Source organism: Leisingera sp. NJS201, assembly GCF_004535885.1.
Classification (GTDB): domain Bacteria; phylum Pseudomonadota; class Alphaproteobacteria; order Rhodobacterales; family Rhodobacteraceae; genus Leisingera.
Genome location: NZ_CP038234.1, coordinates 219,112 through 236,979, shown reverse-complemented (window position 1 = coordinate 236,979; position 17,868 = coordinate 219,112). Strand labels below are relative to the sequence as shown.

The window sequence follows — 17,868 nt, the reverse complement described above, 5'->3', positions numbered from 1 at the left end:
GCGGCGGGAAAGGAGGTGCGGCTGGTCATCATTCAGTGGTGTCTTCGATCAGCTCCTTTTTCAGCTGAATCAGCAGCGTCACCGCGTCGATGGCCGCGTCTTCGTCCTGCTCCAGCTGGCAGAGCATCAGCATTTCCTCCCCGTCCTGCGCTGCTTCGAGGGCTGCCTCAACGGCTGTGCTGCCTGGCATTGCCGCCAATGTCTGCGACAAGCCGCGGATAGTCTCCATGCATTGCGCCAGCACCGGGCCGGCCTGCGGGCCGCCTGCGGCTTCGGCCTCGGCAAGCATTTCCTCTGCGCGGGCTTGCATCTGGTCCAATGCGCTGCTGAGGCCGGCGGCAGCGGTCAGCGGCGGGGCCGCAGCAGGAATTGCGGACTGCAGGCCGGCAGGGCCGGCTGTTTCACCGCCAAACTGGCGGATCAGCAATTCGGCCTGATCCACGTCCGAGGCACGCCCCGTTTCAACCTGCCGCATCACGCCATCCGCCAGTTGCTTGCCACCGCTGGAGCGCCAAAGATCATGTGCCGGTGCGGCTGCTGTCCGGGCTGTCAGCCCCTGGATCGCGGCAACCGGATAAACGCCCAGGAACTCCTCAGCGGCAACCGGTTCCACCGTCTTGATCAACCCATCCAAGGTTCCCCGCATGATCTGCCGGTCGGCCATTGTCAGCACCAGGAAGCTGTGATCCTTGGTGCTGTCAGGAATTTCAGCCCACAGGGCCTGCTCTGTGTCCGGAAACGCCTGGCTGCACCACAGGATAATATCCGCCGCGCCAGAGGCCTGCTGCAGCAGGTTCTGCTGGCGGGCCTGCGGGCCTGCAAGCGGCAGTTCCGTATAACTGTGCGTGCGCAGCCGCGGGTCCGGCAGAAACTGGCGGATCCGCAGCGTGCCTGCCGGCATGTCAAGATCAGCCAGAACACCCGCCTGCTGCAGGCGCTCGCCCTTGACGCTTTCAAAAACCGCGCATTCCTGATCGCCATAGCAAATGTCAATGACCGCGCTGCCCGCATTGCGGCCAATGACCACACGCCCCAACAGCATATCAATCAGCGCCGACTTGCCCGAACCGGTGACGCCGGTGACAATGATCTGCACCGGCTGGCGCAGCCGGCGCAGCAACTGGCTGCCCCAGCCTGAAAACTCTGTCGGCAGCTGCCCTGCGCTGAGCGTGTGCTCCAGCTGGCCTGCCAGCGGGCTGATATCTGTCTGAGGAAGGCTCAAGCCGATGCATCCGTCTTATTGCGGCGGGCGGCGGGTGCTGAATCCCACGTCGCCGAAGCCAGGAGGGTGATCACCCGGCGGCCGCTGCGCTGACGCGGCGGCGCGGGCGGCTGTTCGGGCGGCGGCGGGTCCAGAACCGGCGCGTCCATCGGCAGCGCTGATGGCTGTGCCTGGGCAGGAAGAGCGGCCTGCGGGTCAATCGGTTTGATCACGCAGAACGCGGCATTGTCCTGTTCCGGGGCATTCAGCACCTCCAGCTGCCGCATCAGCGCCGCACCGATACGGGCGCTGGAGCTGCCGCATTCTGCAGCGAGGACGGCGGCGATCTCGTCCTCCTCCAGGAATTGCAGCCCGTCGCTGGCGGCCAGAACTATATCGCCATGCTGCAGCCGGACAGGTGTGCTGCGGCAGTCGATGCGGGGGATTTCCGCCCCTGTCAGCACTGAGGTAACGCAATGCCGGTCCGGATGGCTGGCGGCCTCGGCCGGGTCCATGCGGCCCTGGGCGGCCAGCCTGTCGATCTCTGCTGCCATCGAGTGATCGGCGTTGAGCCGGATCAGCGCACCGTCGCGGAACAGGTAAAGCGGCGAGTCACCAACCGAGATCCAGTAAAGCCGGTCGCTGAACAGCACCGGAGCCAGCAGCGTCGCGCCCATTCCGCGGGCCTGAGGCTGATGGCTGGCGTATTCGCCAAGGCAGGCATTTGCGCCGCTGGCAGCCTGCTGCAGCACTGCGCCGATCGACTGTTCCAGCGCACCCGGGTCGTCCGCGCGCAGTTTCAGATCGCTGAACACTTCGGTGACCACGATCTTGCTGGCGACATCTCCGGCGGCATGGCCGCCCATACCATCGGCCAGCACCGCAAAACCAGTGCCGGTACCCGCCAGGAAATCGGCGGCAAGCGCGTCCTCCTGGCGCTCGCGGCGGCCCTTGCTGATGGCCGTCGCGGCATCATATTCGAACTCAGCGGTGCACAGCATGGTCGGTATCGCTGGGTTGCGGCTGGTCCCAGCCGAAATCGGCGCCGCACAGCGGCACGAAGCGCAGGGTGGTCTCACCAATGCGGATCACATCACCCGCCGACAGGGTTTCGGTGCTGAGCACAGGGCGGTTGTTGCGGCGCACCAGATTCGCCTTGCCGCCGTGGCCGATATAGAAAGCCTTCTGTTCCGGGTCATAGGCGATGGCAGCGTGGTTGTCGCGCGAAATGCTGTTGTCACCAAAGTCCAGCCTAACGGTCTGGTCGGCACCGCGGCCGATCACAGTGACACCGCTGAACAAAGTAAAGGCAGCACCGCGGCCCGGCCCCTGCACGATGGCAAGCCAGCCGACGGGGAAACGGGTGTAACCGGGCGCAGTGTCTTTCTGGCTGCGGGCAAAGGGATCGCTGTCTTCGGTTTGAGCCGGGCTGAAACCCAGCAGACGGGTCTTGACCCGTCCGGCCCGGCTGGCGCCGCGTCCCATCGACGGTGCCGGCACATCAATTGACGCGTCTGCCGGGCTGTCCATGGAGGCCACAGGTTGCGAAGCTGCCGGCGCCGGCTGCGGGGCGGCAACAGGAGCCGCCTGCGGAGCAGGAGCAGCCGGTTGGGGGTGCCGGCCAGGATACTGGCAGGCTGTGCTTCGACGCCGCGCGGGCTGGTTTCCGGCTGCTGCTGAGGCTGATTTACTGGGGCGAAGGCTGTAGGAAAAGTCTCCTCAACTTCCGGCGCGCTGCCTTGCTCCTGTACGCCGGCCTGGGTTCGCTTGAAGACCCTGTAGGATTCGCTGCTTTCGGCTGCTGGTTCCGCCAGTTCCGGGCTGCGGAAACTATCCTCAATGCCAACGCGCGCAGGCGCTTCGGCGCCAGCTGCGAAGGGATCATCTGATGCGGCGCCTGCGAGGCTGCCAAGGGTTCCGGCATCCCTAGGGTCAGCACTGACCGCTGGCACTGCCACGGTTTCCTGCTCGCGGGCGAAAAAGGCCGCAATGGCCGGGTCCTGCGGCTGCTCTTCAGCAAAGCCTGGCAAACCTTCGCCTTCTGCCAAGGCGTCATCAGGCCCTGCGTCATAAGTCCAGCCGTCATCCGCGGGCTTGCCAGCCAGCGGAGCAGCAGTCTCCACGGGGGATGCCGCCTGAGCTGTTTCCGGCACTGCATCCAGCAGGAAACCACGGTCGAGGCTGAGAGGCGGAGGGGCAGCCCCGGTACTGGCGACGTCAGGAGCAACCGCATCCTGCACAGGCGCCTGGGCCGGGTCTGCTTCTGGTGCGGCATAACCGTCCAGGCGGACCCTCTCCCGCTTTTCGCCGATGATATCCTTGATGAACTTCATACCCATTCCCTTCAGTTCTTAACCGTTTCCGGGGTGCTGCGCTGGCGCCCGAAGATTTTTCGCAGCCGGCCCGCGAAACCGGGCTTTTCCTGGCGCAGTTCCAGAACCGGGTCAGCCGGGAGGTCCGCAGCAGAAACGGCAGCGGGCAGCCGTTCCACGGCGGGAGCGTTTTTCTTCCGCCGGGGATTGCGTCCTGTTCCTCCAGCCAGGCTTCCACGTCGCTGACCGGCTCGCCGAAGATATTCACCAGCTGGCGACGCGGCTTGGAGGGCTTGCTGGCAGGTGCGGTCTGCTGCTGCCTGGCCGAGCGCGGTTGCCCAGGTGTCAGGCCGCCATTGGCCGTCGCGACCAGCTCGGCGATGACGGCGTCCAGATTGGCATTGTCTTCTGGCGCTGGCGCAACCGTGCCGGGCAGTTGAGCGTCTGATTCCGCAGCGTTCTGTGTTTCGCAGCCGTTTTCGGCCAGCGCGCCCGCCCAGTCATGCGCCGATTGGAACCGTTCAGCCGGAAGCACGGACATCGCCATATCCACGGTGGCAAGCACCGCAGGATCCGCGTTCCACGGTCTGCCCAGCAGCGGATTGCACGGGTCCAGGTCACCTGCCATTACTGCGCTCAGCCGCTGCTGGCTGCTTGCGGGCACGTTACCGGTAATCAGGTAGTACAGCGTGGCACCCAGCGCATAGAGGTCACAGGCCGGGCGTTGAGGCAACTCGGGCTTGTACAGCTCATGCGCGGAATACCCATCCTTGACCGCGAGCAGCACCGGCAGCGCGGTATCATCATTGGGAAGAGTGCCGCAGGCGGCCCCGAAATCGATCAGCGTGAGGCTCCCATCCTTTCCAAGGATGAAGTTGTCCGGCGAGATGTCGCGGTGCAAAATCCCTTGCCCGTGCAGGCAGTCGAGCGCTTCCAGTGCCTGGCAAAGAATGTGCCGCAGAAGCGGCCCGGTCAGCCGTTCAGGCTGGTCCTCCCGCACGGTCAGCAAGTCCAAACCGTCGACGAATTCCATCGCGATATAGGCGGTTTGATTTTCCTTGAACACCTGATGCACGCCAACGATGCCGGAATGCCGGGCGCGGGCCAGCAGATGCGCCTCGCGCAGAAAATTGCGCAAGACATTGCGGCAGGATTTGGCGTGCTCTTCCGTATTGGGTTCGACATCCGTGCCACTGCGGCGGCAGATACCTGCCGGAAAGCACTCCTTGATGACAACGCGGCGTTCCAGGCTGTCGCGGGCCAGATAGGTGATCCCAAAGCCGCCGCTGAGCAGCGGCTGCTCGATCTGATACTGGCCTTGCAGCAGTTTGAAGCCGCAGGGCAGTTCACAGGCGAGAGCCGGGTCAGCAGAAGATGTGTCGTGAGGCACAGCGTCAATTCCTTGTGGCAGCCTGGGCTTTGGCCGGAGCGGGGCGGATGAACCCCAACGCTGAAAGCAGAATGCGGAAAGATCGCGGCGCCATTCAGGCAATCAAGGCGGTTGCGTCCAATTTCCGCCGCAATTGGCGCGGGACGCTTGGAAAGACTGAGTTAACGGGCCCATAACTACTTGCGTCGAAGTTAGTTAAACTGCGTGTGTAAGTGATGATTGTCCGTAACCTTGGCCAGGACAGCGGTGGATTTGGCTGTAAACGCAGCGGCATCGAGATTTGCGAGAGGGATTCCAATGCCCCGTTTCAGCCAAAGGCCCGGCAGCATTTTTGCTTGCCGCGGCCGCGGGCACCAGCCTGCCCGCCGGCGGCTAAGGCCGCATGCCTCAGTCTGACAAAGGCAGCTTTGGGACTTGGTGTTTTCCAGGTGATGCAAGATTCTTACGGACAGCAAACATCTGCTTGGGAACAGATCCGGGCCTTAAAACAGGTCTGCAGAGACGTTCTTTGGAACCTCTGAACATATTTCAGATGCGGCAGCAGTTAAGCTTGATCCAGCGGTTTTAAAGATAGGGCCAGCAGACGGGTATCCTTTCTTTTCTAAGGCAAAACCGCAACTTGGCCCAGCGCCAGTTCAGCCACGCTGTGCAAAGCATCAGCTGTGGCGCCATCGCGGGCTTGCGCCGCAAGCCCCTGAATCAGAACTGCAATGTACTTCGCCAACAGATCCGGATCGCTTGCTGCCGGCATGTCTCCGTCTTCGATACCACGCCGGATCCGGGCCGCGACCATTGCCTCGCTGGCCTGCCTGTATCCGGCGAGCAGTTTCTGCGCGCCGGTACTGGCGGTACCGCAATTGGTTGCAGCACTGACCAGCAAGCAGCCTTTGGGTCTCTCCTTGCCGGAAAACGCCTCAATGGCCTCAAACACATAGCGGCGCAGGGCTTTGGCAGCCGTTGCTTCCTCGTCCAGTGCGCGGGGGCATAGGCCGCAATGTTCTGCGCGTAATGGCTCGCACAGCGCTCAAACAACGCCTGCTTGTTGCCAAAGGCCGCGTAGATGCTTGGGGGGTTCACCCCCATGGCCGCGCTGAGATCGGCCATCGATGCGGCTTCATATCCGCGCTCCCAAAACAGAAGCATCGCCTGTTCAATCACATGGCAGGTGTCAAAAGATCTTTGCCGCCCCAAGGTCGCCTCCAAATTACTTATCGATCATTACACAAAACGCTTGACCCGGCAAGCAACCCATTATTTAACGATCACTACAAAATAGTGGAGGCACGGATGAAAGCTGCAATCATAGTATCCTTTGGCGACGTGGATGTGTTCCGGATGGCAGACCTGCCGCGTCCCGACCCCAAGCCGGGAGAGGTACTGATCCGCATCCATGCGTCCAGCATGAACCCGGTGGATGCGGGCGTGCGGTCAGGGGCCATCCTGCCCGATGATCCCGCCCTTTTCCCGATGATCCTGGGTTGGGATGCGGCAGGGACAGTCGAGGCGCTTGGCCCGGAAACAGAGGGGTTTGCCCCCGGCGACCGGGTGATGGCAATTTCGCCGCAGCCGGGATCACTGGTTGGGACCCACGCGGAATTTGCAGCATTGCCAGCCAGTCAGGTTGTAAAGATTGCGGACACGGTTCCCTTTACCACTGCCGCCGCAGTGCCGCTGACCGGCAGCACAGCGCTGGCGGCTCTTCAGGCCCTGGCTTTGCCGCCGGGCGCGCGTGTCCTGATCAACAACCCAAAGGGGGCGGTTGGCGCAATGGCGGCAGCAATTGCCCCTCTGCTGGGGTTCGAACCCGCCGCCCCGGACACGCGGCAGGTGGACGGCGCTATTGACGTGCGCGGGCACAAACACGCGCAGCAGGCATTTGCCGCCGTGAAAGATGGCGGCGCCTATGCAACCATTGTCCCGGAGTGGTGGAAGCCAGGCGGGGTATTTACGGAATCGCGGGGCATTTGCCCGGTGACGGTTCAAAACCCCGCCAATCAGGAGGTTCTGCAGCCGTTGGCGGGTTGGCTGGCCCAGGGCGTCCTGGCGCCGGAGGTCCAAGATATCCTGCCGCTTGACCAGATCGCGGAAGCGCACCGCAGGCTGGCGACCCCCGGGCATACAGGCAAACTTGTTCTGGACCATGCATTCTGAAACCTGCTGAAAATAGAACAGACGGGAGCGTTCCCGCCTGTTCCGGCCCAATTGTTCACTGCAGTCCTGACCGGCTTTATCCTGCCAGACACCGCTGCGCATGCGCCGTGATGCCCGCCAGAATTTCGCTGGCGGCCTGAACATTTTTGATCAGACCGATGCCTTCACCGGCAAAAGCGGTTGCAACATCCGGATCGCCAGCCTCCTGGGCTGCCGACCATTTTGCGGCCTCTGCGCCCGCTTCCAGTTTCAAGGCCTCCTCGGAACCGTGCCATTTTTGAATGAACCGGTTGCGCAGAACGCGGCCGTTGTAACGGCCGGGCCAGTCATAACCGCGGACCACATCCACCACACGTGTGCGGATCGTGTCGTCTCCCGTTGCCGCCAGCGCGCGATCAAGAATGCGCGGATGCACCAACGCCTCGCGCGAGGCCCAGAACCGCGTGCCGATCACCGCCCCATCCGCCCCCAGCATCAAGGCCGCTGCAAGGCCGCGGCCATCCGTGATGCCGCCTGCGGCACAGAGCAGCGCCTTGCTGTTCCGGCGTGCGATCTCGTCAGCGATCTCGGGCACCAAGGCAAAGGTGCCGCGGGCTTCGCCATGGCCGCCGGCGTCCGCACCCTGGGCGACAATGATGTCTGCGCCGCAGCCCAGCGCTTGCCGCGCATCGCGCAGTGTCTGCACCTGGCAGATCAGCGTCACACCCGCGTCCTTGATCGCTGACGCAAATGGTGCCGGGTCGCCAAAGGACAAGAACAGCGCCGCTGGATCGCGTGCCAGCACCCGGTCCAGCAGCTGCGGCTGTTCCGCAAGTTTCCAGGTGATCAGCCCGCAGCCGACGCGGGCGCCCGCTGCAATGTCGAACTGCTGGTCGATCCAAGCGGCATCGCCATAGGCGCCCCCGATCATGCCCAGCCCGCCGGCGCTGGAGACAGCGCTGGCCAGCGCGCCACCTGCAGCAAAGGCCATCGGCGCCTGGATCACCGGGCAAGTGATCCCCAGCGCCTCTGTCAGCCGCGTTTTCATTGCGCCTGCTTCCGGTACTCCTGCACCGGCAGGCCGCCAACGCCCCAATCCTCCAGAGGAACCTCGTTGATCACCACAAATGTGGTTGCCGGGTTCTTACCCAGAACTTCCTGCAGCAGGTCCGTAACTCCGGTGATCAGCTGCGCCTTTTGGTCCGCACTCGGGCCGGTGCCGTCAGGGCCGCCTTCGCGGGTGACTTTGATATTCACATAAGGCATCGGTCAGCCCTTTCGCGGTACGTATGAGAACACTTTTGCAACGATGCGCCATTCGGTGCCGTGGCGGACAAGGGTAAGCAGGTCATGGAAATCCCGGCCCATCATGGTCATCCGGGCACTGACACGGGCCAGCCGGTCGCTGGCAAAGGCAATCTCCAGGATCTCCTCCTCGCGCGGGTCGCCGCGCTTGGCCGGCGGCTCGCGCCCATCGACGCGGGCCATGTACGTTTCAAGATCCAGGTGCAGTTCATCGCCTTCGGTTGCGCAGATATAGGCCAGTTGCGGGTGAAAAACTTCACGCAGCATGGTGCTGTCGGCGTGATGGAGGCCCTCGAAATAGGCCTCCATCAATGCGCCGACCACTTTGTGATCGGCTGGTGTCATTGGATCAGCCCTTCTGCGCGCATTGCAGCCTGAGCGGACGGGCGGGACGCGCTGCGGCTCACGAACGCCGCCAGCCGGGGCCAGCGGGCCAGGTCGATGCCGGTGAAGTTCGCCCAGTTCGAGACCGCGAACAGATAGGCGTCCGCGACCGAGAACCGGTTCTCTACCAGCCACTCGCGGCCATCCTCCAGCTGCGTCTCGATGAAATCGAACTTGCCCGCTACAGCGGTGCGCGCGTCGTCTTTACCGCCCTCGGATATTCCGTCGCGGAACAGCGGGTTAAAGGCCTTGTGCAGCTCGGTCCCGATCCAGTTGAGCTGTTCCTGCATCCGGGCACGGGCCAAGGTGCCTGCCGCCGGCGCCAAACCCGCTTCCGGGTTGCCGTCCGCGATATATTGCAGAACCGCCGCCCCTTCAGTGAGAACGCTGCCGTCGTCCAGGCCCAGGGCCGGAACATAGCCTTTGGGGTTGATCGCGCGGTAGTCCGCGCCGCTTGCGGTCCGGCCCGCGGCGGTATCGACGGCTTCGATTTCAAACGATTGGCCTGTCTCATACAGGGCGATATGGCTGGCCAGCGGGCAAGCGCCGGGTTTGTAGTAGAGCTTCATCACTATCTCCTGTGCTTGGTGATGCTCCTGACTACCCCTTGACATGATTTGTTGATAATATTGTGTTCTCACAGTAATGATTAAAAAAACAGATCATATGGCAACTACATGAAACACGACCAGCTTGTTGCCCTGGAGGCGATTGTCTCAACCGGCACCTTCCGCGGCGCGGCGGAGCGGCTGCACAAATCACAGTCCGCCATCAGCCACACAATCCGTCTGCTGGAGGAGGAACTGGAGCTGGAGCTGTTCAGCCGCGCGGCCTACCGGCCGGCGCTCACCCCGGCAGGTGAAATCTTCTACCGCGAGGCGTCGCGGGTGCTGCGGCAGATGCAAGGCCTGAAAACCACTGCCGCCCGGCTGCGCGCCCGCGAAGAGCCAGAACTGAACATTGCCGTCAGCGCCACAATGGATCTGGATCCTTTGCTGCCGGCGCTTGCCGAAACCGGGCGGCATCACCCGGCCACCCACCTGCGGCTGCGGATGGAAATGATGGGCGGCCCGATTGCCCGGCTGATGGAGGGCAAGGCAGATATCGCGCTTGCTTCGCTGGAAGGGGTGCCGCTGGATGATGTGGAAGCTGAGCCGGTCACGGAGGTGACAATACGGCCAGTGGCCAGCCCCGGGCTGAACCTGCCGGCCGGCTCCCGTGCACTTTCAGCATCCGAAATGCAAAGCCACGTGCAGGTGGTCGCGGCGGGCACAGGCGGCGCCGCGCATGAACAAAGCCGCGATCTGCTGCCGGGCGGGCTGAAGTGGACCGTCTCCGATCTTGCCGCCAAGAAAAAGGTAATCCTCGCCGGTCTCGGCTGGGGCGGCCTGCCGGACCATATGACCGAGGCGGAGCGGCTGTCCGGTGCTTTGCTTCCCCTCAACCTGGAACGATTTCCTGTACGCCGAACGATGATCTTCAAGATGAGACGCCGAGACCGCCCGCCCGGCGTCGTTGCCAGTGAGCTTTGGAACAGAATTGGGGCAGCCGAACCGGCCTAGGGCCTGAGAATGCCCGGCAGCAGGTCACGCCACAATCGCCGCAATTTCACCTGAGAGCACACAGAAGCGGTCCCGCGGCTGTTGCTTTCCGCCGTGGGCGCGTACTGTTACTTCATGCCAGATGCGTGTAGCAGCTGACCAAATTCACGCTTAAAATAGGCGATATGTTCTCCAAAAATGACAATCGGCGCTGGAGTCTATGGAAATGACAACCTCGGATCCTTCAAGCCTGGCCACGGTTTCGTCGCAGTTTGCCGGGAATTGGATTATGGCCTTGCGGCACTGTTGCACGGATGCCCAATTGGCCTCCTTCCTGCAGCGCGCGGGGATGCATGCGGTCCAGGGTCAGATTGCCCACCGCATTACTTTGGATCAGATTGTCCGGCTTTACCAAATCGCTGCCATCGAAACCAATGATGAAATGATGGGCCTTTGGAGCCGGCCGATCCGGGCCAGAGCACTGCAGCACCTGCTGACAACGGTCCGCGAAGCCAGCTCTCTTCCCTCAGCCTTGCACCGGTTCTCTACGTTCTGGAACCTGCTGCTGGACGATTACCAGATTGAACTCGCGTCCGGAAACGGCAGCATCAGTCTGCGGCTTGTGCCGCGCGGTGCGCAGCCCTGTCAGCAGTTCGGCCATATGCTGATCCTGAAACTTGCGCATGGGCTGCTGTCCTGGCTTGCAGGATATGAAGTGCCTGTCCAGGCGGTTCAATTTGCCTTTGAGCGCCCTGGGTTTTCAGACGATTACGCGGTGATATTTCCGGCGCAGATCAGCTTCATGGCACCGTGTTCGGCAATTACGTTTGAGGTCGCGAAACTGGGGCCAACAAAAAGACGCAGTTCTGCGGAACTGAAGGAGTTTCTAAGCCGGGCCCCCGTGACTGGATGTTCACAGGGTATAGGGAACATAAGCAGTCTTTGAGAGTGCGGGAGTTCCTTTATCAAACAAACTGGGAGGGCGGCCACTTGGCAGATGCCGCCCGCGCATTGAACGTCACACCTAGAACCTTGATGCGGCGGCTGGATGCGGAAGACACCTCCTTTCAGGCGATCAAGGACGGGCTGCGCCGGGACATAGCCATTCATGACCTTCAGGCCGGGAGCAAGAGCATCGAAGAAATCTCTCAGGATGTCGGGTTCTCCTCTCCCGCGAATTTCCACCGCGCTTTCCGGCGGTGGACAGGTGTAACACCAAGTTCGTACAGAGCATCGAAAAACTGATCACTGGCTCTGCCCCCGAAGAAGATCGCAGAAGTGCTCAACAAGGAAGGCGTGACGGGCCCGTTTGGCGCCATACTGTTTGCGGGTCGCACGGCGAATGTCCTTTACGACCTTCTCACCATGGCTCTGCTTGGTTCCGGGTTTCTTTCTCACCTTCACTCCTTGGCGGTTACGATGAGCCAGAAACCCTCTCTTATCAAATCGACCTAGACTGTCCCATTGGTGCTGACGTCAGACAGGCGCATCGCCGATATCGCTGGCCGTGACTTCAACGGCGCGGACCCCCAGCGTTTCCTCGTCGATCCCCCTTGACGTGCCCCCCGCTGTTCCCTCGCTCATGACGAGAGTCCGCGGGTTTGTGCTCTGAGCCCCAACCTTGGACCGCCAGAAACTGGATTTTTCCGGCTCTGTCACGATGACGGGCTGGTGACGCCATCGGGATAATGCATGGCAATCGGGACGTTGTATCCGATTGCGCTGCGGGGTCTGTCCTCATTGTAGTGCCGGCGCCAATCCTCCAGCTTTTCGCGGGCATCTGCAAGGCTCATGAACCAGTGTGCGTTCAGGCATTCCGCTCGGAGCTTGCTGTTAAACGCCTCAATGAAGCTATTGTCCGTGGGCTTTCCAGGCCGTGAGAAGTCGAGGGTAACGTCGTTGGCGCAGGACCAGAGATCAAGATCCCGCGAGATGAACTCGCTGCCGTTATCGACTCTGATCGTCTTGGAGTAGCCGATCTGCCCGCAGACCCGTTCGAGCGTCTGCACGACATCTTCGCCCCGATAGATAAAGCGCGGATCGGCCGCAGGGCAGAGCCGGGAATGCGTTTCGACAACGGTCGGGATACGCAACCTCCTGCCCTGGGCGAGCTGGTCGTGAACGAAGTCCATCGCCCAGACATCGTTCGGCCCAACGGCTTCCTGACGGTCTTCTCTGAGCTTTGCCTTCACCCGGCGCTTTGGGTGCTTGTTCCTGAGCTGCAGCCCCAACTCGTTGTAAATCCTGCGTGTCTTCTTCATGTTGATCACCCAGCCCTCCCGTCTCAGAAGCACGTGGACGCGCCTGTAGCCATAGCGCACACGCGTCTCTGCGATCTCTTTGATCCGCCGTTCGACGGCAGCCTGATCCTCTCTCGGGACATCGCCGCGAGATGCCCTGCCGGGCAGTGGTCCGCCGGGACTTGTAGTGGTAGGTGGATGTGTCGAAGCAGATGGCCCCACAAGCCTTCCGGATCGATACACCCCAATCGACGCACATCCCGGTGACAATCTCGCGCAAACGGCCAGGCTTCAGAGCTTTCGCCGAATGACATCCTGAAGCATCTCCCGGTCCAGCGTCAGGTCCGCCACAATCTTCTTCAGCCGGATGTTCTCGTCCTCAAGCGCTTTCAGCCGGCGCATCTCGTCCGGCAGAAGGCCCCCGTATTTTTTCTTCCAGTTGAAGTATGTCGCCTGGCTGATCCCGGCCTTGCGGCAGATCTCCGCGACCGGCGTTCCTTGCTCGCCCTGCTTCAGGATGAACGCCTTCTGTGCCTCTGTGAACTTCGATGCTTTCATGCGATTCCGCTCCTCTCCCAGCCAGGGAAATTTAGCGGAAAACTCCAGCTCCGAACGATCCAGTTTTCAGGGGGCTGAGCACAACCTTCAACCATGCAGGCGAGAAACTTTATCTCCCCACCGGGACACCAAAGTTCAGCATTTTGGCCACCAAAGTTGAGTTTTGTTGAACGCCCCTTAGGTCCGGTCGCTTTGGGGGGAGTTGGTGATGGCACTTAAAACAGGACATCATCCTGTGGGAAAGCAGATGCCTAATCTGCCGTGCCTAAACCGTATTCTTCCATTTGGCCTGGGTCACGTAGACGATACTATCATCAACACTGACCATGACATCACCATCCTGAATATTGACCTGCAGTTTCATCGATCGACTTGCAAGGTTTCCCAAGTCACGGGTATCCGTCTCTGAAAAATTGACAACCTGAAGGTTATCAAACCGGGTGGTGCTGTTTTTGATCTTTTCCCACCACACTTCAGCGGTCCTGCCATAACTATAGACAATCACCTCTTTGGCCTTGCCACAAGATTGCCGAACAATCTTCTCGCTGGGAAGTCCTAACGCTATCCATAATTCAAGCTCGCCGCTCAGGCTTTTCTGCCAAATATCTGGCTCATCATCCGTTGAAAGGCCCTTAGTAAGTTCCAATTGCTCATGGGCATTCAGCGCAAAAGCGAGAATACGCACCATCAACCGTTCATCCGTCTCCGAAGGATGCTTGGCGACGGTCAACTTGTGGGTCTCGTAATAGTGTCGATCCATATCAGATACGGAAAGCTCTACTTTATAAATGGTGGCATTTTGCGCCATGATTTTTCCCGGACTAGCGAAGATGGGGATGTTTAGACCGCAGCATGGCTTTGCGAAAGCGGAAAGCAACTGGCATCGCTCCGCAAGGTTCTCGACCCGCCGCCAACCTCAGTAGCCATCACAGTGTTGCACTGAGCACGAATGACTGGCCTGCCCACTCCACTTGGTTCACGGCTGAGAAGATATCGCAGACCGCAGCCAGGCTGATCTGGGAGAACCCAGGCCCGACCACCAGGCCGATGTTCAGGCGCCGGCTGCAGGACGGTTGCAAGGCCACTGGCTGGCTCTGCGGGCATGTTTCCCGGTCCAGGACGGTTTTTGCATGTTCATTTCCAGTCTCCCCCTGAATTATTTCTGCCCGTGCGGATGCGGTGGCCAGTCAAACAGGCATTTTGCTGCCGTCCGGCTCCAGCCTGCAGGGCACTGGCCGCAGGAAGAGGCTCAGGCCTGGCGGATCAGCCCTGCCTGTGCGCCAGTTCGGACATTTTGTGCGCTGATTTCCAGCGGTTCGCCGCCTGATCCCGGGCGCCCCCGGAAGCAGGCAGTTTGTTTTCCAATGGCCGGGCTACCCGTCTTTGCCGAGTTCCTTCACCGCTGCCAGCATCTTGGCGATTTCGGCTTCGGTGTTGTAGTGGCAGAAGGAGATGCGGATGCAGTCGGTCAGGCCGAGCGGCGTCAGCACGTTGCCAGAGTAGTGATCGGCCTTGCGGGTATGGGTGCGGATGCCTTGGGTGTTCAGGATCTCCACCACCTCCTCCGAGGCGATGCCCTCCACCACAATCGACACCAGCCCTTCACGCGCCGTGTTGTCGGCACCGGCCAGGATGTTGACGTGTGCCATGTCGCGCAGACCCGGCAGATTGCCGGTGCCGTTGATCGCGGCATTGGTCAGATGGGTCTCATAGGCATGGATGGCACGGCCTGCGGCCTCGATTTTGCCGCGCCGGGAAGTCTCAGAAGAAACCTCTCCACCCAGCCACTCGAAGTAGTCCACTACGTCCGACAGAGTGGCATAAGAGCCGGTGTCGCGGGTACCGAATTCCCAACCGGTGGCCGGCGCGCCAATCAGCATGTCATGGGGCAAGGCACTGAAGCGGTCTGAGATCCAGGCAATGCCGAAGCCATGGCGCGAGAACACCTTGTAGGGGGAGATCGTATAGCCATCGACATCATAGGCCGCCAGGTCCAGCTGGCCATGGGCCGCGTGCTGGATGCCATCGACGATGATCAGGCAATCCGGCGCCACAGCGCGGATCGCCTTCGAGATCGCCGCCACATCCATGCCCATGCCGGTCACCGGCGAGGCATGCAGGATAGTGGCTACCGCAACATCCGGTGTCATCAGCGCGGCGTAATCCTCTGCCGTGACCAGTCCGGTTTCGTTGTCATGGGCGACGTTCACATACTCAAGACTCGCAATCTCCGCCCAGCGGCGCGCAGCACTGCGTGTGGCCGGGTGCTCAATCGAGGATCCGACAACCTTGGCCCCCTTGGACGCGTTCACGCAGGCAGTGCGGATCAACCGGAACAATAGCTCGGTACCGCTTTCACCGGCGAAGAACTGGCCAGACGCGGCGTTCATGAACACGGCAAGGTCTTCCTTGGCCTTGTTGATATTGCCCTGCGTGCCCTGACCCGCCGGGTTGATGCGGCCAGGGTTGTCGGGGATCGCGGCATAGAAGGCCGAAGTCTCTACCACCGAGTTCAGCGTCAGCGCGCCCCCGGCGTTCTCAAAAAAGATGCGCTCACCCTGGAACGGGCAGTTGTCCACATGGGCAAAGCGGTCACGGATTGCACTGATGAGGGCGGGGTTGTTCTGGATCATATCCTAAAAGTCCTGTCAGATGTCAGAGGTCAGAGCGCGCGGCTCACGATAGTACGGCACAGCTCGGCCACCGCAAGGTGGCTGTGCCGGGGGAAGCCGTCGACGCTGTCGTCAACAATCCCGTGGGTGGAGTTGATGAGGCCGCTGGCTACCATGGCGTCCAGCAGCAAGGCCTCGCGGCCGGGCGAGTGCAGCAGCCTGGCATTGCCCGCGCGCGCCGCCATGGCGGCAGCAATGGCGGTGCAGCCCCAGTTGGAGCAGGCGGCTGTGACCAGCACGTCACAACCTGTGATCGCTCCGATGCCGCCGCCACAACCGCATTGGCATGTATCGCCATAGGGCACATGGGTTTTGACGTGATCCGCCACTTTGCCCATGCCGATCTCGTTGCCGCCATCGCCGACCGCGACCACCGGAATGCCGCGGGCCAAGGCTTCGTCTAACAGACAGTCCACCCGCGCCCGGCCCATGCCGTAGTCGATGCCGCGCATGGAATGGTAGACGCCGAATTCATTGCGCCCGACCCGTTCGGTCGAGAACAGGAGGTCCGGTTTTAAGTCCTTCAGCATCTGCGTGGCCTGCGCCTGCCAAACCTCGTCTTCGGTGGCATAGGGCAGCATCACGATGGTGGCGAAACTCTTGTCGGCGCGCGCAATCGCCGCCTGCTCCAGCGTCACCGGAAACAGCCCCGCCGTCTGACAGGTGTTGCGGATCGCAGGCAGCAGCGTTTCCTCCCAGAGCATCACGCAAGTCGTATTTCGCGCCAGCACCAGCGCCCGGGCAATGGCCGCCGCACCGGAGGGGCCGTCGTTCTCGCCGAGATCGGGCGTGATCCAGGCACGCGAGACCGAACCTGTGGTTAGCACCACAGTACCGCCCTCGGGCACCGCCATCGGCGCCTCCGCCGCCGCCCCCAACAAGGAGCCGCCCTGCAACGCTCGCGCGGCTTCAAACAGATGCTCGACCCCTTGCTCGCCCATGTCGATGTTCACCAGCTGGTCAAGACGGTTGTCTAGCCGGGTGGCCTTGTTGCACAAATCGGGGTCTGACCCCAGTTCCCCTTTCCCCGGACGGATTTATCCCACAGTCACAGTGACGGGTATGCCAAGCGCAGTGTAGCCGTTCAGCACGGCGATGCGGACCTGGAGTTCGGCGACCTGGCGTTCGAAGTCTCGAACCATCAATGACTGACCAAGCAGCTTGATGCAGTTCATCCAATCGTCGGGAAAAGGATCCCCCAGATCCTTTTCTGATCCTCCTCATATCTCGACACGGCTCCGGCGGTGATAACCGCTCCATCGCCGCCAGATAGCGCGGCCGAGGTGCTTTGAGGCTCTCAGAGCTTCGTTGCGTGCCTCGGCGCCCGGGCTCGTCAGCTTCCAGGGTTTGGCGTTCTTGCGGGGCGGGATGACGGCCGCTGCGTTTCGCACCGCGATGACCTCATGGCACTTGCGTGTGTCATAGGCTCCATCCACTGCCCGGCAGGCGATTGCGAAGCAATCTGCCGAGAGGGGGCGGTGACGCTGCCGATCTTCTGATCCGGCGGAATCTGGTCCAGTCATTCTGGCAACACGGGCGCGTCACCAATGTTGCTGCCCGTGATCCCGACGGCCCGAACCTCCACCGTTTCCTCGTCGATGCCGATATGTATCTTGCGCCAGATGCGCAGCTTGGGGCCACCCGCTGCCCGGCAGCACATGCATGGCATGTGCGAGAGGGGGCTTGCGGGCGTTCCATTCACCTTCTCCTTCGGCCTTGATGCCGGTGCTGTCCGCTGCCCGGCAGTGCATCACGCAGTGATGTCACGAGAGGGGATCAACAGGTTCAGCGGGCCCGAACCGCCACGATAGGGGATGCTCACATTCAGCGTGTCTAACGGCGGCACAGGGTACTAAAGTCCGGCACGGTCCAGTCCAGGCCGACCAGCCGCAAAAGGCTTTGTACGACCCCCGTCGTTTGCCGCAACGGCATGCCAAACAGCACCTTCATCGTCAGGCAGGTCTGGATCGCCGCGTCGCTGAAGCTCGGTTGTCGACCGCGCTTGCCGGTCGGTGGCGGCCGCCATGTCATTTCTGAATCGAACCACACCGTCAGCGATCCACGCCGCTTCAACGCTTCATTGTAAGCCGACCAGTTCGTGGTCTTGTACTTCGTAGGGGTCCCACTTCTCATAT

At 61.7% G+C, this 17,868-nt stretch carries 17 protein-coding genes and 2 pseudogenes; 4 read left to right on the top strand and 15 right to left on the bottom strand.

Annotated elements, in window-relative coordinates:
• Positions 1–28: 28 nt before the first annotated feature.
• From ETW23_RS01175 to ETW23_RS25565, 5 genes are all read right to left on the bottom strand, one after another.
• Positions 29–1,222, bottom strand: coding sequence for a hypothetical protein (locus ETW23_RS01175; protein ID WP_134828853.1), 1,194 nt, complete (start codon positions 1,220–1,222; stop codon positions 29–31).
• Positions 1,219–2,202 carry a PP2C family serine/threonine-protein phosphatase gene (locus ETW23_RS01170; protein ID WP_129369465.1) on the bottom strand — a complete coding sequence of 328 codons (984 nt, stop codon included), beginning with the start codon at positions 2,200–2,202 and terminating at the stop codon, positions 1,219–1,221. The genes ETW23_RS01175 and ETW23_RS01170 overlap by 4 nt, the downstream gene beginning before the upstream one ends.
• Entirely contained in the window at positions 2,186–2,731 is a 546-nt protein-coding gene (locus ETW23_RS01165) for an FHA domain-containing protein (protein ID WP_134828852.1), read from the bottom strand. The genes ETW23_RS01170 and ETW23_RS01165 overlap by 17 nt, the downstream gene beginning before the upstream one ends.
• Positions 2,732–3,418: 687 nt before the next feature.
• Positions 3,419–4,903 carry a serine/threonine-protein kinase gene (locus ETW23_RS01160; RefSeq protein ID WP_254695108.1) on the bottom strand — a complete coding sequence of 495 codons (1,485 nt, stop codon included), beginning with the start codon at positions 4,901–4,903 and terminating at the stop codon, positions 3,419–3,421.
• 601 nt (positions 4,904–5,504) lie between these two features.
• A complete protein-coding gene (locus ETW23_RS25565; protein ID WP_254695218.1) occupies positions 5,505–5,834 on the bottom strand; it encodes a hypothetical protein in 330 nt (109 codons plus the stop codon).
• A gap of 356 nt (positions 5,835–6,190) precedes the next feature.
• On the opposite strand from ETW23_RS25565, the gene ETW23_RS01150 reads away from it, so the two are divergent.
• Positions 6,191–7,054 (top strand): NADP-dependent oxidoreductase, encoded by an 864-nt coding sequence (locus tag ETW23_RS01150; RefSeq protein WP_134828851.1) that lies wholly within the window; start codon positions 6,191–6,193, stop codon positions 7,052–7,054.
• A 76-nt stretch (positions 7,055–7,130) separates the two neighbouring features.
• On the opposite strand, the gene ETW23_RS01145 is transcribed toward ETW23_RS01150, so the two are convergent.
• Genes ETW23_RS01145 through gstA form a run of 4 tightly spaced genes read right to left on the bottom strand, consistent with a single transcriptional unit; the run spans position 7,131 to position 9,291 of the window.
• Entirely contained in the window at positions 7,131–8,081 is a 951-nt protein-coding gene (locus ETW23_RS01145) for a nitronate monooxygenase family protein (RefSeq protein ID WP_134828850.1), read from the bottom strand.
• On the bottom strand, positions 8,078–8,299 hold the full coding sequence (locus tag ETW23_RS01140) for a 4-oxalocrotonate tautomerase family protein (protein WP_129369460.1): 222 nt from the start codon (positions 8,297–8,299) through the stop codon (positions 8,078–8,080). The genes ETW23_RS01145 and ETW23_RS01140 overlap by 4 nt, the downstream gene beginning before the upstream one ends.
• A 3-nt stretch (positions 8,300–8,302) precedes the next feature.
• On the bottom strand, positions 8,303–8,683 hold the full coding sequence (locus ETW23_RS01135) for a nuclear transport factor 2 family protein (protein ID WP_134828849.1): 381 nt from the start codon (positions 8,681–8,683) through the stop codon (positions 8,303–8,305).
• Positions 8,680–9,291, bottom strand: coding sequence for a glutathione transferase GstA (gene gstA / locus ETW23_RS01130; protein ID WP_129369458.1), 612 nt, complete (start codon positions 9,289–9,291; stop codon positions 8,680–8,682). The genes ETW23_RS01135 and gstA overlap by 4 nt, the downstream gene beginning before the upstream one ends.
• 108 nt (positions 9,292–9,399) lie before the next feature.
• Between gstA and ETW23_RS01125 the strand changes: the two genes are divergently transcribed.
• The 3 genes from ETW23_RS01125 (at position 9,400) to ETW23_RS26645 (ending at position 11,508) form a co-directional block, all read left to right on the top strand.
• Positions 9,400–10,284 carry a LysR family transcriptional regulator gene (locus ETW23_RS01125; RefSeq protein ID WP_134828848.1) on the top strand — a complete coding sequence of 295 codons (885 nt, stop codon included), beginning with the start codon at positions 9,400–9,402 and terminating at the stop codon, positions 10,282–10,284.
• Positions 10,285–10,483: 199 nt separating this feature from the next.
• On the top strand, positions 10,484–11,209 hold the full coding sequence (locus tag ETW23_RS01120) for an AraC family transcriptional regulator ligand-binding domain-containing protein (protein ID WP_368075865.1): 726 nt from the start codon (positions 10,484–10,486) through the stop codon (positions 11,207–11,209).
• A gap of 44 nt (positions 11,210–11,253) precedes the next feature.
• Positions 11,254–11,508, top strand: coding sequence for a helix-turn-helix domain-containing protein (locus ETW23_RS26645; protein WP_368075864.1), 255 nt, complete (start codon positions 11,254–11,256; stop codon positions 11,506–11,508).
• Between the two features lie 410 nt (positions 11,509–11,918).
• Here ETW23_RS26645 and ETW23_RS01115 read toward each other — a convergent pair.
• The 6 genes and pseudogenes from ETW23_RS01115 to ETW23_RS01090 form a co-directional block, all read right to left on the bottom strand.
• Positions 11,919–13,061, bottom strand: a pseudogene (locus ETW23_RS01115) (IS3 family transposase).
• Positions 13,058–13,276 carry an RlmF-related methyltransferase gene (locus ETW23_RS01110; RefSeq protein WP_254695107.1) on the bottom strand — a complete coding sequence of 73 codons (219 nt, stop codon included), beginning with the start codon at positions 13,274–13,276 and terminating at the stop codon, positions 13,058–13,060. Before ETW23_RS01110 ends, ETW23_RS01115 begins: the two are co-directional and overlap by 4 nt.
• A gap of 50 nt (positions 13,277–13,326) precedes the next feature.
• Positions 13,327–13,869 (bottom strand): YaeQ family protein, encoded by a 543-nt coding sequence (locus ETW23_RS01105; RefSeq protein ID WP_134828847.1) that lies wholly within the window; start codon positions 13,867–13,869, stop codon positions 13,327–13,329.
• 565 nt (positions 13,870–14,434) lie between these two features.
• The gene (locus ETW23_RS01100) at positions 14,435–15,694 is read right to left on the bottom strand and encodes an aminotransferase class V-fold PLP-dependent enzyme (RefSeq protein WP_134828846.1); all 1,260 of its coding nucleotides are present in this window, start codon (positions 15,692–15,694) and stop codon (positions 14,435–14,437) included.
• Between the two features lie 29 nt (positions 15,695–15,723).
• On the bottom strand, positions 15,724–16,731 hold the full coding sequence (locus ETW23_RS01095; protein WP_205879929.1) for a glutamate cyclase domain-containing protein: 1,008 nt from the start codon (positions 16,729–16,731) through the stop codon (positions 15,724–15,726).
• Between the two features lie 39 nt (positions 16,732–16,770).
• Positions 16,771–17,866 (bottom strand): annotated as a pseudogene (locus ETW23_RS01090) (IS5 family transposase).
• Positions 17,867–17,868 lie beyond the last annotated feature (2 nt).

Excerpts from the sequence above, each read along its gene's own strand:
- ETW23_RS01170 (WP_129369465.1), bottom strand. The coding sequence starts at position 2,202 with ATGCTGTGCACCGCTGAGTTCGAATATGATGCCGCGACGGCCATCAGC.
- ETW23_RS01165 (WP_134828852.1), bottom strand. The coding sequence starts at position 2,731 with ATGGACAGCCCGGCAGACGCGTCAATTGATGTGCCGGCACCGTCGATG.
- ETW23_RS01150 (WP_134828851.1), top strand. The coding sequence starts at position 6,191 with ATGAAAGCTGCAATCATAGTATCCTTTGGCGACGTGGATGTGTTCCGG.
- ETW23_RS01145 (WP_134828850.1), bottom strand. The coding sequence starts at position 8,081 with ATGAAAACGCGGCTGACAGAGGCGCTGGGGATCACTTGCCCGGTGATC.
- ETW23_RS01140 (WP_129369460.1), bottom strand. The coding sequence starts at position 8,299 with ATGCCTTATGTGAATATCAAAGTCACCCGCGAAGGCGGCCCTGACGGC.
- ETW23_RS01135 (WP_134828849.1), bottom strand. The coding sequence starts at position 8,683 with ATGACACCAGCCGATCACAAAGTGGTCGGCGCATTGATGGAGGCCTAT.
- gstA (WP_129369458.1), bottom strand. The coding sequence starts at position 9,291 with ATGAAGCTCTACTACAAACCCGGCGCTTGCCCGCTGGCCAGCCATATC.
- ETW23_RS01125 (WP_134828848.1), top strand. The coding sequence starts at position 9,400 with ATGAAACACGACCAGCTTGTTGCCCTGGAGGCGATTGTCTCAACCGGC.
- ETW23_RS01120 (WP_368075865.1), top strand. The coding sequence starts at position 10,484 with ATGGAAATGACAACCTCGGATCCTTCAAGCCTGGCCACGGTTTCGTCG.
- ETW23_RS01105 (WP_134828847.1), bottom strand. The coding sequence starts at position 13,869 with ATGGCGCAAAATGCCACCATTTATAAAGTAGAGCTTTCCGTATCTGAT.
- ETW23_RS01100 (WP_134828846.1), bottom strand. The coding sequence starts at position 15,694 with ATGATCCAGAACAACCCCGCCCTCATCAGTGCAATCCGTGACCGCTTT.